The following is a 14,365-nucleotide window of genomic DNA, read 5'->3' on the forward strand; positions in this document are numbered from 1 at the left end:
GCCGATGGCGCGCCCCCTCACCGGGCCCCAGGGCTCAGTAAGCCCGGCCGCTACCCGCGCGCGGGTCGACCGGTGTGAGAACTCCGAGCCGGTCCTCGATCGCCTGGGCCGCGGCCAGGCACAGGTCCTCCCGGAACGCGCGCCCGACGACCTGCACTCCGCGGGGGAGCCCGTCGGCCGTCCCCGTCGGTACGGCCACACCGGGCACCCCTACGAAGCTCGTGACGGTACACAGACGCATTCCCGACCCGACCTGGTCCCGACCCGGCCTGTCACGCGACTCCAGCCCCGGCTCGACCGGTGGCTCGGTGAAGACCGGGCCCAGCAACAGCGGGTAATCGTCGAGGAATTCCGCCCACGAGCGGCGGATGTTCATCCAGGTGCCCATCAACTTCATGAACTCGTCCGCGCTCGCAGGCGGGGTCTGCTCCATCATCATCTCGATGTAGCGGTCCCCGCCCCTGCCGAGCAGCTTGCGTACCACCGGCCAGGTCGGGGCGAACTCGGTCACGGTGATCCGGCCGTACGTCTCAAGGGCCTCGTCCATCCGCGGCACGTCCTGCACCTCGCGCACGTCGTACCCGGCGTCGCGCAGCGCGTCGGCCGCGGTCGTGATGGCTGCGTGCACCGTGCGGTGGACGCCGTGCCCGCCGGGATCCGCCACGACCGCGACCTTCACCCGACCGGGGAGCGGTTCCCCGTACGCGGGCACCGGCACGGCGCGTGGGTCTCGCGGATCGGTCCCGGCCAGCACTTCGTAGGCAAGACGAAGATCGCCCACGCTCCGGGCCAGCGGGCCGTCGGTGACCAGCATTTGGGACGCGGGGCCGGGGTCGTCCGGGCCGAGGACACGGTGGTCGGCGGGGAACCGGCCCGTGGACGGCTTCAGCCCGGCCACACCGCAGAACTGGGCCGGGATGCGCACCGACCCGCCGGAGTCGTTGCCGAGCCCGAGCGCCGCCATGCCGGTGGCCACGGCCACCGCGTCGCCCCCGCTGGTGCCGCCCGGGGTCCGGCCACAGTCCCACGGGTTGACCGTGTCGCCGAACAGCTCGCTGCGCGTGTGCATCCCCGCGAGGATCAGGGTGGGGATGTTGCTGTGCCCGATGGGGATGGCCCCTGCTGCGCGCAGCCGTGCCACCGGAGGTGCGTCAGCCGACGCGACCAGATCGCGGAAGCGCTCGGTTCCGAACGTGGTCGGCACGCCTTCGATCGCGGTGCTCTCCTTCACTGTGAAGGGCACGCCCGCGAGTGCTCCCAGCGGGTCACCGGCTGCCCGCCGACGGTCCGTCTCCGCCGCGGCCTCACGAGCGCGCTCCGCCAGGAGCTGGGTGACCGCGTTCACCTGCGGGTTGACCTCAGCGATCCGATCCAGGTGGCTGTCGATCAGTTCGACAGCTGAGACCTCTGCGCTGCGCACGGCCTCCGCCTGCGCGGCTGCCGGCATCTTCCACAGGGCGTCCTGCATGGCTTCCCCTCCCCATCCCGTACCGATGCGCTTGCATCGGAACTGAACCGTACCCCTGGAACCGATACGAGCGCATCGCATAAAGTGCTGCGAAAGCGGAGAACTGAGAAACAAGGGGGAGCCGGGCATGCCCAGGCAGGTGGATCACGCGAGCCGACGCCGCCTCATCGCCGAGGCCGTCTGCCACCTCGCCGATGAACGCGGACTGGAGGGTGTGACCCTCCGCGACGTCGCGGCCCGCGCGCAGGTGTCGATGGGCGCGGTTCAGCGCTGCTTCCGTACCAAGGAAGAGATGCTCGTGTTTGCTCTCGGGCACATCAGTGAGCGGATCATGGAGCGCGTACGAGCCCGCCTCGTCAGGAGCCCGGCCCAGTCGGCCGGCACCGCCCTGGGGCACGCGGCCACCGAGATCTCGCTGCTCCGGGAAGAACAGCGCGCCGAGGCCAGGGTCTGGCTCGCCTTCGTCGCGCAGGCGACTGTCAGCAAGGTGCTCGCAACGACGCTGAAGGCGAACTACGCGGCTCTGCAGGAGGCGTTCACCCACCTCATCTCGGAAGCCGCCAGGGGCGCCGATCGCGCCACGCCCCTCGATCCCCAACGCGAGGCCCGCACCCTCCTCGCCCTCGCGGACGGTCTCACCGCGCACGTCCTCATCGGCCACCTCACCTCGCAAGAGGCACACGACGTGCTCCATTCACACCTGGCCGCCCTCTAGGAGTAACCGGACCGGCCCGCTCGCCCGCTCGCCCGCTTGCGGGCACTGGCCGCCGGCTCGCTGCCGGCCCGTGGCCATCTCGGCGTGTGCGGCCCCCACCCGTCCCTGTCGCGTTCGAGTGCACCTAACTCCCTTTCGAACACGCGGAAATCTATGTCGGCTGGAGTAGACATTGGGTGGCGGGGTGGTTATGGTTTCTCTCGTAGCCGAGATCAAGAAGGGCCCGGCAGAGATGAACTGCCGGGCAGCAGTACCCGCAAGTGCAGTGCGCAGGACGGTGCGGTGGTGGAGTGTCGAAGCCATAGCAGTCGTATGACGGCGACGGGACTGACGACCGGACCGGGTGGCCCGCAGTGATCAGGGGCCGCCGTGAGCAGTACCAGCAGTGAAGTGGTTGGCGGTACCTCGGTGAAGGCGTCGGGCTGCGGGCGCGCGCACCGGGAGGTTCGGCAGTGGGGTTCTAAGCCAGAGCAGACGCAGGATGGGCGACGGGGCTGGCTGCCGAAGAGGTGGCGCTGTGTGAGGCCACCGGCAGTACGCAACACCAGCAGTACAAGCAGTAAGAGCAGTTCCGTTTGGCAAGTGATTGATTCAGAGGGAAAGAACGGAGGAGCCAGGCGCCATCAGGATCGCCCGGGTGAGCAGTAAGGGCCCGGGTACCGCAGGACATCGATAGTGAGGTGGTCTCCGGTCACGCATCCGCGATCCCCGCATCCCCGGCAGCGTTCAGGCCGGCCGTGCGGAAACAGAGGGCCGGCGCAGTATGAGGGCCGGCAGATGGTGTGAGCAGTTCCTTCGGGGTCCGGGTGCCGGTATGGCACCCGGACCCCTCCAGTGCGTTCGACAGAGAGGTGCGATGACAGCAGACGACTCCTACGGCCGTCTCGACGACGACGACTACCCCGCCTACACCATGGGCCGGGCCGCCGACATGCTCGGCACCACCCAGGGCTTCCTCCGCGCCATCGGCGAACACCGCCTCATCACGCCACTGCGCTCCGCGGGCGGCCACCGCCGCTACTCCCGCTACCAGCTCCGCATCGCCGCCCGCGCCCGCGAGCTCGTCGACCAGGGCACTCCCATCGAGGCGGCCTGCCGGATCGTCATCCTCGAAGACCAACTCGAAGAAGCCCAACGCATCAACGCCGAATACCGGCGCACCGCCGGCGCCCCGACCCCACCGGCCGCCGCCTGACGACATCCGGAGGGAGCCGTCACGGTCCACGAAGCGCGGGCCGCCGTGCGGAACCGGCTCTGCTCCCGCTCATCGAGAATGGAATGGACGTCGCCCCGGGCGTTCCGCGCTTCCGGGGCGGCCCGTACGCGCCCGCTCGGCCACCTCCGGTACAGCACCTCGAAGAACCTGCCGCCTGCGGGTGTGGCGGGTGCCGTACGTGTACCAACAGGCAAAGCTGAATGCCACGAGGCCTCGCAGATCAGCCAGACCGCACACGGGCAGGGCATGGCCCCCTCGCCTCGGAACAGGCGCATCGCCTCTGCCGCAGTGTCGGCTCGGCGGACGCCGGCCACGCCCCAACTGCCCCTGGGCGGTCCCCGTCACCATCTGCCTCGCCGCAGGGCAACTGCACCTGGACAGAGCACCCGCACTCGAACCTGCTGCCGACCTCGACGGCTTCAAAGAGTGCAACGTCCGCCACATGCAACCCGCATCTGGTCCCCTCGGTGCCACCGCCGACGTGTGCGTGTGCACGGGGCAGAACCAGTCAGTGCGGCGCTCCGACGCTGCTGACCCAGACGAGGAAGGGTGCGTCCTCCGGTTCGATGCCGGTCTCCTCCGAGTAGCTCTGCACACCTTGCAGGTCCGCCCACGCGGTGAGCCCTGACTCACTGTCGGTCAAAAAAGCCTCGACCAGCGGACCGAGGTCGGTGCAAGCCGCGTAATTCCCCCCGAACGGCAATGCATCCGGGGGCACAGAACCAGTCGAACACCGGAGCTGCCCGGCCTGCTCGTCGTGCCACACATAGAACGTCGCCACCCCTGGAAAGCCCAGTTCGCGCACGCGTCCCCGGATGGCGTTAGCGGTCCGCTCGAAGGCAGCCACCACCTCGGATACGGACAGCGATTCCCTGTCCCCCTCCGCCGCACTCAGCCACCAGGTGTTGGTTTCCCGCTCCACCTGCCGGTCAGCCGGCTCAAGCACCAGGGGCTCATCCGCCACCTCAGCGATCCATGTCAACAGCACTACCGCAGTATCCCAGCAGCACACGGACCGTCATCGGCACCTCGTCTCCATGCACACGGGTGCGACTCCCCCTCCGGCAACCCACCTCGATCGGCCACACAACGGAGAAGGATCCAACCGCGGAACCCGGGACAGGACCAGGCGCTGACGACAGGTCCGGAACCGGCCTCACAGACCCAAGATCATCTCACCGCCCTTTCGGGCTCACCCGGCTGGATCCCCTCAACCGGCTACTGCTTGGCGGCCTCGAGAACCCTCTCGGCGATCTGGGCGGCCTCCCGACTGGTGTCGGCGCCGCTCGAGATGGATACGGCCACGGTCAAGGGGCGGCCGCCCGGGGCCTGGGCGTGTGCCATGGCCCAGGTGACCGACGCTGAGGGCACCCAGGCGTTGACCGAACTGCCGACCGCTTGCCGCAACTGGTCGGCGGTGTGCTGGGAGACCGCACGTCGACTGGGCGCGGGCGTCTTGGGATCGGGCACCACGCGAGGAGAGGCCCAGTTCCCGTCGTTGCCGATGGCGCCCATCACTATTGCCATCTGCAGGGGGGTGGCTGTGGTGTCGAAGAGGCCGTTCGCCGTGAGCGCGAGCTGCGCGGCGTTGCCCGGTTGCCGGGGCCACTTGCTTTCGAAAGCCCGCGCCGGCGTGTCTACCTGCTCCGTGTTGAAGCCGAAGCTCTCTGCCGTGGCCGCCAGCGTCTCCGCGCCCAGGTCGGTGGCCAGGCGGGCGAAGACGTTCTGGCAGGCATACCGCAGGGCCGCGCGCAGACTCGCGTCGGTGCAGTGGGCGGGGTCGCCGGAGAACTGCACCGAGCTGTCCGGGACGGTGTGGACGGCCGGGCTGCGCGTGGGCGCGTCCACCGACGCGAGCAGCCCTTTCTCCAAGGCCGCGGCCGCCACGATGATGTGGGTGGCGGAGCCCGGGTTGTGGAGGTCGCGCAGAGCCCGGTTGAGGAGGGGCTTGCCCGCGTCCGCGTTGAGCTGCTTCCACGCCTTGGCGTCGGAGGTCGCGTATCCGGTGAAGGAGTTGGGGTCGTAGCTGGGAGTGCTGACCAGGGCGACGATTTCGCCCGTCCGCGCGTCGAGGGCGACCGCCGCACCGGTACGGCCGCGCAGCGCGTCGAAAGCGGTCCGCTGCGCCACCGGATCGATGGTGGTCGCCACGTCCTTACCCGCGTCGAGGTCCTCCCGCAGAAGACTCTCGAGCTGGGTGTTTCCGAACGCCAAGGAGCGGTAGCCGGTGACGGGCGCGTACAACTCCCCGTCCGTATAGGTCCGCCGGAACGGGAACTTCGCGTTTCCGGAGGGGACCGTACCGGTCACGGGGCGGCCGCCCACCAGGATGTCACCGGGCGCCCCCACGGGCTTCGGCACGGGCGGTTTCGCCTCAGCCGTCCCCGCCGCGCCGGACGGCTTCGCCCTGTGCACGTCGGGGTGCTCCGTGGAGCACCCCGAAAGACCGGCCGACGCCAGGGTGAGCAGCGTGACGAGGACAGCGACACGGGGCCGTGACGGTACAGACATGGAGCCATCCTAGAATCAAGATCACGTATGTCGACCGACGGCGTTCACCGCAGAGCGCCGGGTGCCGTCGGTTCGCGGCGGGCTGCCGTCGACGACGACCAGGCCGTCACCTGCCGCCCAGGAAGAAGCGGGCCGGGACGAAGACCTCGTGCCTAGTGGGGAAACGGACCCGTACTCCGGACTCCGTCCACGTCGTGGATTCGATGCCCTTGGCGCCCAGGGCGGTATCGACGTCCAGCCAGTGTCCGTAGGACACGCCGGGGGATCTGCCGATCACCATCCTGTAGGACTCGCGTCCGGACAGGCTGTGCTGATGCACCAGGGTCAGGAAGTGGGCCGACTCGTCGGAGTAGGCGATGGTCGTGGGGGCTGTACTGCGGTACGTCACCTCGGTCCGGGGCCACCACAGGACCGTCAGGACGGTGACGGTCAGCAGGACGCCCGACACACCGCCCAGCAGCACCCTGCCGATGGCGTTCGTCCGACGGACCGGCGCGATCGGGCCGGGTTGGTCAGGGGTGGAAGTGGTGATGGCGCTCTCCAGGTTCGGCGCTGCTCCGCACCGGTCGGCCGGAGATGCCTCGGCCAAGAGGACGCAGAACTGGGGCGGTCGGTTGTGGTCCGGTCGGCCGGGGCCTGCGGGAGACAGTGGCATCGGGCGGATCCGGGCGGCGCTCCGTTGGGAGACTTCGAGCAGCCGGGTTGACGCCGTTATCGGCGCGCAGGCGGAAGGTGACGGGGCTGAAGGGGTGTGGTGCGCAGATCTCGAACCGCGGGTCTGTGCGGACCAGGTCGGCGAACATCTGGACCTGCCCGAGACTTCGGCTCGTGGAAGGGCGCCCATGACCGGCTGCGCATGCGCCGCGGACGGCACCTGGGAGAAGGTCTTCACCGCCCCGCTCGCCAGGCCGACGCGAGGGCGACCTGGACTGGTTCGTCGCGGGCCGACTCCACGATCACCTGTGCGCACCAGCACGCCGCCGGGGCCGGTCAAAAGGGGCTCCGGCGGCAAGCCGGCCGACCATGCCCCCGACAAAGCTCACTCGTCCCGCGCAATCCGCCGCCAGCTGCGGCGGCGCGGGATCCGGGCGGTGATCCCCCAGCCAGCCAGCCAGCCAGCCAGCCGGCACCGGCGCGCCCTCCGAGGAGCAATAGCGCAATACCTCTGCCAGATGCACGACTTCACCCCGTCACCAAGCGGTCGGACCGCGCGAACGAGATGAGCGCAGATCAGCAAGTCAGGCCCCCGATCAGGTGGTCGGCCGCGCCCGGGCGGCATGGCGTGCCGCCCGCCGGGGGCCGGGCTGCTTCGCTTGGACGGATGGAGTGACGGAGGGGGAGCGGGGATGAATGGCCGCGACGGCGGGTTCAGGGGTGCCACGGGTACTGCCGCGGTCCTGACGGGTCTGGGGGCCTGGCTGCCGCCCCGGCGCGTCACGAACGACGACCTGTGCGCGCGGCTGGACACGTCCGACGAGTGGATCCGCGAGCGCATCGGCATCGCCGAACGCCGCCTCGCGGCCCCCGACGTCTCGACCGGCGACATGGCGGTCGAGGCTGCCGCGCGCGCCATGGCCTCGGCCGGCGTGGATGCCGTGGACGCCCTGCTCGTGGCCACCAGCAGTCCCGATCACCCCTGCCCCGCGACGGCTCCCTGGGTGGCCCACCGGCTGGGCCTGCCGCAGGTGGCGGCGTTCGACATCGCGGCCGGCTGCTCGGGCTTCGTGCACGCCTGTGCCGTCGCCGCGGGCTTGATCGCCTCCGGCGCCGCCCGGCGCGTCCTGGTGGTCGGCGCCGAGACCATGTCGGCCATGGTCGATCCGGACGACCGGGCGACCGCCCCCATCTTCGGCGACGGCGCGGGAGCCGCCGTGTTCGAAGCGGACAGCCCGCATGCGGAAGGAGCGCTCGGACCCGTGGTCTGGGGCAGCGACGGCTCCCTCGCCGACGCCATCGTGGTCCCGGCGGGCGGTGCCCGCGGACGCCACGAGCGCGCCGGGGCGCCGCAAGGTGACTTCTTCGTTCACATGCGCGGCAACGAGGTCTTCCGCCACGCGGTCCGCCGTATGACGCACGCGGCCCGCGAGGCGGCAGCCCGGGCCGGCTGGCGGATCGACGAGGTCGACCGGCTCATCGCCCACCAGGCCAACCTGCGCATCAACCTCGCCGTCGCCGACGCCCTCGGCATCCCCGCCGACCAGGTCCCCTCCAACATCCGGGACGTGGGGAACACCGCCGCGGCCTCCGTGCCGCTGCTGCTGGCCGACGCCTGCGACAAGGGGGAACTCAAGCCCGGTCACAAGGTGCTCCTCGTCTCCTTCGGCAGCGGCCTCGCCTGGGCGGCCACCACGCTCGTCTGGCCGGCCGGCCTCGCCCCCCGACTGTGAGAATCCAGCCCCGCCTCTCTTCCAGGGACCACCGATGACCTTCGAGCAAGTCAAGGAAATCCTCACCACGAAGGGCGGTCTGCCTGCGGCTCCCATTGCCCCCGACGCCTCCCTGGCGAGCGCCAACATCGACTCCATGGCGCTCGTCGTCCTCTCCATGCAAGTGGAAGAGGGCACCGGGGTCGAAGTCAGCGAGGACGTGCTGGCCCAGGCCGCCACCGTCGCGGAACTGGCCGAGCTGGTCGGACGCTACGCGGAGCCGCGGGCATGACCCTGTCCTCCACCGCCGGCCCGGTCCCCGTGGCGGCGGGGCTGTGGCATGAGCAGCACGTGCCCCTGTACTGGCGGGGCCTGCGCTACACCGCGCGTGTCGTGCGCCCGGACCCGTCCCAGCACGTCCCGCCGGCCCCGAGCCCGCCCGGCGACACCGGCACGCCCGCGGTCACCGAGCCGCTGCTGCTGCTCGGCGGCGCCCTCCAGGACATGTACTCGTGGCCGAGGCTGGAGCGCCGGATCGCCCCCTGGACGCCGATCGTCCTGGTCGACCTCCCCGGCACGGGCACGGCGGACGATCTGGCCCCGGACCAGGGCTTCGATTTCCTCGCGGACGCGGCCCTGCACCTGCTTGACCATCTGGCGCTTCCGCGCGTCAACGTACTGGGCACCTCCTACGGCGCCCCGATCGCCTACCGGATCGCACAGCGGCACCCCGACCGGGTCGCCCGGCTGCTGCTGGCCGGCACCACGCGCCGTGTGCCGGCGCCGGTGCGCGCCCTCCTGCGCGAGGTCGCCGATCACCTGGAAGCCGTCGTGCGGGGCGAGGAACCACCGGCCCAGGACGACGGCACGGGCACGGCCCGAAGAGAGAACGCCGAGCGCCTGGTGGATCTGTTGATCAACAAGGGCGCGCGGGAGCGAGTGGAGCAGTCCGACGCCGCGAGAAGGCTGCTGTGCCGTCAGTTCCTGCGCACCGCGCCCACCGAGGCCCTGCGCAACGCCGCGTGCCACCGGCGCCTGCTCGGCGCGGACCTCATCCCCGACGGTGGTATCCGCGGCGTCCCGGCCCTGGTCTTCACCGGCGAACACGACATCACCACCACGCCCGACGACAACCGGTCCGTCGCCGCGACGATCGAGGGCGCGGCCTTCGTCCTCCTGCGCCACGCCGACCACATGGCCCACCTCGAGCGGGACGGCGAGTACGCCGAACTCGTACTCCGCTTCCTGCGTGACCTGCCCCTCGACGGGCTGCCGTTCTGCACCAGCCCCGAGTATCTTCCGCAGCCGTCGGCTCATCGGGCCGGCTGAACGATCGTCGCGCGGAGCACCACGCGAGGCCATGCACGGCCGTTGAAGGGAGCCGGTCCACGAGAAGGTGGGAAGTGGCGGCGACATCGAGCCCTTCCGCGTCGCCGACCCGAGAGCATCTCACACCGACTCCGTCCTGTGACGCCTCGGCTTCGCCGATCGCCCCGTCGCACCGGCCCCTAGGAGACGCCCTGACCCGCCGCGTTCGACAGAGTCGGGTCTCGGAAACGGCATGACCTCGCCGGATCACCCGTGCCCGGGAGGGCAGCAGCCGCCGGCCCGCCCTAGCCTCCGGCCAGTGCGCTTCGGCTTCGGCGAACTCCGGTGCCCAGTCCGCACAGCCGTCCTCCACGTCTTCCATGACACTGCTCTATGCGGCAGGCAGGGAGATGAGTGTCCAGTGCTGCGCGCCAGAGTGAGGCCCGGGGCGCCCTGCACCGGCCAGGACGGCTGCGTGCACCGCCTGGTGCTCCCGGGGGTCAGAGTGTCTCGCCGACTGCGTCAGGTGTTCGATCCACGCGCCGACTGTCGCCGGCGGACTCCGACCGGACGCGGGCTGAGGGAGCCTGTACAGCCGGCCGACTGGGGCTCGGTTCCGGCCGCCTCGGCGATGGTCCCCGGGAGGGAGAGCAGCCCGGGGCCTGCACTGCGGGGCGGTTACTTCCGCCAGAACAGGTGGTGCGTCACTCCGCTCGGGCTGGGGACGGCTTCCAGGTGGAACCGGTCGAGCAGCTCGTCGGGGGACTCCCACAGTCGTAGTCCCGACCCGAGCTTCATCGGCGAGACCACCACGTGCATGGTGTCGACCAGGTCGGCGTCGAGGAACTCCCGGATGGTGGAGACCCCGCCGCCGAGCCGGACGTCCTTGCCCTGCGCCGCCTCCCGGGCCTGCTCCAGGACGGTGGCGGGGCTGCCGTCGACGAAGTGGAACGTGGTGTCGGACAGCGTGAACGAAGGACGCTTGTGGTGGGTCAGGACGAACACCGGGGTGTGGAACGGGGGCTCGTCGCCCCACCAGCCCTGCCACTCGTGGTTGAGCCAGGGCCCGCGCTGGGGCCCGAACTTGTTGCGGCCCATGATCTCGGCGCCGATGTTGCGGGCGTAGTCCCGTGTGAAGTAGTCGTCCAGGCCGCGGCTCCCGCCGGGGGCGACGCGCATGGGCCAGCTCGCCGTGGCGCCGGCCCAGGAGAACAGCCTCCCGGGATCGACGTGACCGAACGGCCTCTCGAGGGTCTGGTCCTCACCGGCACCGATCCCGTCACTCGAGACGTTGAAGTTCTGGACTCTCAGCAGCTGAGCCACTTGCTCCTCCTGTGTTGTCGACGGCAGTGGTGTGACTTGCCGGGACGGGAAAACTCATCGCTGCGTCCGGGGTCGGTCGGAAACCGGGCTGCCCAGTAGATCACGTCAAGTTCGACCGGCGGCGTTCACCGCACTCGTCCTCTGCACCACCGTTCATTGCCGTGGCGGCGCCCGCTCACCCCCGCTTCGGGGCACCGGCGGCCAGCCCGGTGTTGGTGGTGACGGGCGCGCGGTCGTCCTCGGGTTCGGGGAGGTCAAGAACGTATTGCTCAGATGTCCACGCGCTGCCGCCCCGGGCTGACGCGTCCGGCATATCCACCAAAGGAATACGCGCTCCATGGCGACTACTACAGTCGGGACAACGACGAGCCTTCGCTCTCTGACGACCCTCGTCGCGTTTTCCTGAAGGGTCCTGGTGGGACTGGGAGGTCGTCGCCTGGGACGGCGGACAGCTCGGGTACCAGTGACTCACCAGTGACAGTCGCCGAGCGCAGGGAGAACGCGGCGAGCGCCTGGAGCTCGGCGTCGGACGCGCCGGCGTCCCAGGCGGCGAGCAGTCGGCCCGCCAACTCGGGTGGAAGGTGTTGGGTGATGCGGCGCATCCGGCCGTACGTCCGCGGTGCCGGGGGCGGCGGTGAACCCGAACCGGGCGCGGGTCTCGATGGCCCAGCCCCGTCCTCGCCCACCTGACCGGCATGCACCGCCCCATCGAACGGCTGCGCTCCCAGCGCTCCGAAACGGTGCAAGCCTTCGTACGCAGAGCCCCGCGCCTGTTGCCTGATGTGGCCCTGACGCGGTGATGTGCACCACGTCAGAGGCTTCCTCCAGAGGCCAGGAAAGCGACAGATGCGGCCTCTGATCGACCGAGTGGCTTCCGTTCGAACGCTCTTCGGCCGTTGTCCCATGCCTACGCGGGGGAGGCGACCTGACGTGCGTCGAGCGTGAGCAGAATCAGTGCCGCCTGCTTGGCTTGGCGGGCGGCTGCGGGTGTGCCGCAGATGGCGGTCGTGGTCATGGCTCCCTCGGCCAGCAGGGCGATCTGGGCGCCGGTATCGGCTGTTGCTCCCGCAGCGGTCGCGAGTCCTTGCAGGTAGGCGTGGAAGGCGTCCTTGTGATGGCGGGCGACGGCGGTGACCTGGGGGGAGGTGCCGCCCAGCTCGCCGAAGGAGTTGATGAAGGCGCACCCTCGGAAGTCGGACTGGGCGAACCAGTCCTCCAGCCAGTCGAAGACGGCGAGCAGCCGAGCCTGGGGGGTTTGAGTGGCGGCGTCGACGTGCCTGGCGAGGCTGCGGAGCCATCGGGCGTCCCTGCGGACCAGGTATGCCTCGACAAGGTCGCCCTTGGAAGGGAACAGCTGGTACAGGCGCCGCAGCGTGATGCCTGCGGCGTCACGGACCGCGTCCATGCCCACTGCCTGGATCCCCCTGGCGTAGAAGAGGTCTTCAGCGGCGTCGAGTATGGACTCGCGTACCGGATCAGTGTCCAAGGCTTCCTGCCCCCTTTGTGCGAGAACCATCGTTCTCATAGTATCAAGGGCGCCGCGAGAACCATCGTTCTCACTGTGTCCAGGCATTCCGGAGGAGTACGTCATGTCCGAGCAGCGCCCGCCGTTCCCACCCTTCACCCGGGAAGCGGCGATCAGCAAGGTCCGCCAGGCCGAGGACGGCTGGAACACCCGCGACCCCGAGAAGGTCTCCCTCGCCTACACGCCCGACTCACTCTGGCGCAACCGCGCGGAGTTCGTGACCGGCCGAGAGGAGATCGTGAAGTTCCTGACCCGCAAGTGGGGCCGGGAACTGGACTACCGCCTCATCAAGGAGCTGTGGGCGTTCGAAGGCAACCGCATCGCGGTGCGGTTCGCCTACGAGTACCGCGACGACTCCGGCCAGTGGTTCCGGGCCTACGGCAACGAGAACTGGGAATTCGACGACAACGGCCTCATGCAGGTGCGCCACGCGAGCATCAACGACCTGCGTATCGCCGAGGAGGACCGTAAGTACCACTGGCCGCTGGGCCGCCGACCCGATGACCACCCCGGCCTGTCCGACCTCGGGCTGTGACCACTGGCGGTGGCCCCTGGAAGCCAAGGGGCGTCGCGGAGAGTGATCCAGGACGCGAGGGGAGGCTCGGGGGCGGATTGTCGCGGCGCGCCGGGTGTCGTCCTGTCCGACGGTGGCGTGGGAATGGGCTGGGCTGAGGTGGTGCACGGCTGTCTGCTCGGCGTGCGGGGTGAGCAGCGCATCGAGCTCTTCGGCCGCGGTCTTGAGGAGGTGGCTGTCGCGGGTGGCGTGGAGGGTTTCGAGGACGAAGGCGACGTGGGTGGAGTCCTCGGTGACGCGGGTGCGGTGGGCGTCGCGGTGGTTCCAGTGGCGGGTCAGGACGCCTGTGGTGTCGGTGTAGATGATCTCGCCCGGGTTGGGGTTCTCGGTGGTGTCGGGTTCGCCGAGTGGGGTGAAGTCTTCGGTGCCGTCCGAGTGGCGGATGGCGATGTCGCCGTTGACGTGGTCCAGGTCGAATCCACCCGCGGGCAGGCCGTGCCGGACGGAGACGGCGTCGTAGGAGTCGACGGCCGGGTTGATGCGCGGCAGGGTGCCCTTCTTATCGAGGCGGCGGCCGAGGGCGTCGATGCTGGGTCGGGTGCGGCGGGGATTGGTGCCGAAGGAGCGGTATGCGGTGTGCCAATGACCGCTTGGTGCATTCAAGTGGTCCAGTGGTGAGGATGTGATCAGGTGGCTGAGGCAGACGAGGCCCTGCGGACGGTCGCGCAGTACGTGCGTGCGGCCCGCACCCGGGCGGGTCTTTCGCTGGAGGAGCTGAGTTGGCGCGCCCCGGTCAGCAAGGGCGCACTGGTCGGGCTGGAGAAGGCCCGGGGCAACCCGAACCTGGCCGCCTTGGTCCGCCTGGCCGACACTCTCGGCGTCTCGGTCTCCGCCTTGCTGCAGGGGATGTCCGAGGGCCGCGTGCGTGTGGTGGACGCCGAGGCCGTGGCACCCCTGTGGAGCGGGGAGCAGGGCAGTGAGGCCGGGCTCATGCTGACGACCTCCGGCCCGGCCCCGGTCGAGGTGTGGCGGCGGGTTCGGCGGGTTCGGCGGGAGCCGCGCAGCGCCGCAGCCGACCGGACAACGGCGGGGGTGGCGATCCCGGCCAGGGCGCCTGCGAGGTAGCCAATGAAGTTGGCCGTGGCGAGGTCGGCCCCGAGCGTCGAGGACAGTCCGGCCTGGAAGTGCATGAGGGGAAGGACGGGGGTGTAGACGAACCTGCCGATCCCCTGTCCCGCGGCAAGCGCTGCCGCCCCCTGGACGACAATCGTCCAGGGCGAGGGCGTTCGCGGGCGGGGCGCTGACGAGTGCACGATGTCGGTCACCTTCCTTGCGGCGTTCACTGGCCGGCTCTCACGCTAGTGCTGTGACCGGGAAGGTTCGCCGGGTTGCTTGTTGTGCTGGTTGGTAATGCTTTCC

The 14,365-nt window shown here is 70.1% G+C and carries 12 protein-coding genes and 4 pseudogenes; 8 read left to right on the forward strand and 8 right to left on the reverse strand.

The window, feature by feature from the left end; translation table 11 throughout:
* Positions 1–34: 34 nt before the first annotated feature.
* Positions 35–1,468, reverse strand: coding sequence for an amidase (locus tag IE207_RS30340; RefSeq protein WP_190187539.1), 1,434 nt, complete (start codon positions 1,466–1,468; stop codon positions 35–37).
* A 127-nt stretch (positions 1,469–1,595) separates the two neighbouring features.
* On the opposite strand from IE207_RS30340, the gene IE207_RS30345 reads away from it, so the two are divergent.
* Positions 1,596–2,183 (forward strand): TetR/AcrR family transcriptional regulator, encoded by a 588-nt coding sequence (locus IE207_RS30345; protein WP_190187540.1) that lies wholly within the window; start codon positions 1,596–1,598, stop codon positions 2,181–2,183.
* A gap of 856 nt (positions 2,184–3,039) precedes the next feature.
* Positions 3,040–3,378, forward strand: a complete 339-nt coding sequence (locus IE207_RS30350) for a MerR family transcriptional regulator (RefSeq protein WP_190187541.1) — start codon at positions 3,040–3,042, stop codon at positions 3,376–3,378.
* A gap of 529 nt (positions 3,379–3,907) precedes the next feature.
* On the opposite strand, the gene IE207_RS30355 is transcribed toward IE207_RS30350, so the two are convergent.
* The 3 genes from IE207_RS30355 to IE207_RS30365 form a co-directional block, all read right to left on the reverse strand.
* Positions 3,908–4,387, reverse strand: a complete 480-nt coding sequence (locus tag IE207_RS30355; protein ID WP_190187542.1) for a hypothetical protein — start codon at positions 4,385–4,387, stop codon at positions 3,908–3,910.
* 230 nt (positions 4,388–4,617) lie between these two features.
* On the reverse strand, positions 4,618–5,910 hold the full coding sequence (locus tag IE207_RS30360) for a penicillin-binding transpeptidase domain-containing protein (protein ID WP_190187543.1): 1,293 nt from the start codon (positions 5,908–5,910) through the stop codon (positions 4,618–4,620).
* Between the two features lie 106 nt (positions 5,911–6,016).
* Positions 6,017–6,499 carry a hypothetical protein gene (locus IE207_RS30365; protein WP_229874161.1) on the reverse strand — a complete coding sequence of 161 codons (483 nt, stop codon included), beginning with the start codon at positions 6,497–6,499 and terminating at the stop codon, positions 6,017–6,019.
* Between the two features lie 400 nt (positions 6,500–6,899).
* Here IE207_RS30365 and IE207_RS34240 point away from each other — a divergent pair.
* From IE207_RS34240 to IE207_RS30385, 4 genes and pseudogenes are all read left to right on the forward strand, one after another.
* Positions 6,900–7,058, forward strand: a pseudogene (locus IE207_RS34240) (IS5/IS1182 family transposase); the annotation flags it as partial.
* A 198-nt stretch (positions 7,059–7,256) separates the two neighbouring features.
* Positions 7,257–8,297: a beta-ketoacyl-ACP synthase III gene (locus IE207_RS30375; RefSeq protein ID WP_190187544.1), complete on the forward strand. Its 1,041-nt coding sequence runs from the start codon at positions 7,257–7,259 to the stop codon at positions 8,295–8,297.
* A 34-nt stretch (positions 8,298–8,331) separates the two neighbouring features.
* Positions 8,332–8,568: an acyl carrier protein gene (locus IE207_RS30380; protein WP_190187545.1), complete on the forward strand. Its 237-nt coding sequence runs from the start codon at positions 8,332–8,334 to the stop codon at positions 8,566–8,568.
* On the forward strand, positions 8,565–9,605 hold the full coding sequence (locus tag IE207_RS30385) for an alpha/beta fold hydrolase (protein ID WP_190187546.1): 1,041 nt from the start codon (positions 8,565–8,567) through the stop codon (positions 9,603–9,605). The genes IE207_RS30380 and IE207_RS30385 overlap by 4 nt, the downstream gene beginning before the upstream one ends.
* A gap of 657 nt (positions 9,606–10,262) precedes the next feature.
* On the opposite strand, the gene IE207_RS30390 is transcribed toward IE207_RS30385, so the two are convergent.
* On the reverse strand, positions 10,263–10,907 hold the full coding sequence (locus tag IE207_RS30390; protein WP_190187547.1) for a dihydrofolate reductase family protein: 645 nt from the start codon (positions 10,905–10,907) through the stop codon (positions 10,263–10,265).
* Between the two features lie 907 nt (positions 10,908–11,814).
* A complete protein-coding gene (locus IE207_RS30395) occupies positions 11,815–12,393 on the reverse strand; it encodes a TetR/AcrR family transcriptional regulator (RefSeq protein WP_268250215.1) in 579 nt (192 codons plus the stop codon).
* 103 nt (positions 12,394–12,496) lie between these two features.
* Between IE207_RS30395 and IE207_RS30400 the strand changes: the two genes are divergently transcribed.
* Positions 12,497–12,967 carry a nuclear transport factor 2 family protein gene (locus IE207_RS30400; RefSeq protein WP_190187549.1) on the forward strand — a complete coding sequence of 157 codons (471 nt, stop codon included), beginning with the start codon at positions 12,497–12,499 and terminating at the stop codon, positions 12,965–12,967.
* Positions 12,968–13,075: 108 nt separating this feature from the next.
* Here IE207_RS30400 and IE207_RS30405 read toward each other — a convergent pair.
* Positions 13,076–13,591 (reverse strand): annotated as a pseudogene (locus IE207_RS30405) (B3/B4 domain-containing protein); the annotation flags it as partial.
* 45 nt (positions 13,592–13,636) lie between these two features.
* On the opposite strand from IE207_RS30405, the pseudogene IE207_RS30410 reads away from it, so the two are divergent.
* A pseudogene (locus tag IE207_RS30410) lies at positions 13,637–13,978 on the forward strand (helix-turn-helix domain-containing protein); the annotation flags it as partial.
* A 20-nt stretch (positions 13,979–13,998) separates the two neighbouring features.
* Here the strand turns inward: IE207_RS30410 and IE207_RS30415 are convergent.
* Positions 13,999–14,259: pseudogene (locus IE207_RS30415) on the reverse strand (YbfB/YjiJ family MFS transporter); the annotation flags it as partial.
* Between the last annotated feature and the right edge of the window lie 106 nt (positions 14,260–14,365).

Source organism: Streptomyces cirratus (genome assembly GCF_014650775.1).
Lineage (GTDB): Bacteria > Actinomycetota > Actinomycetes > Streptomycetales > Streptomycetaceae > Streptomyces > Streptomyces cirratus.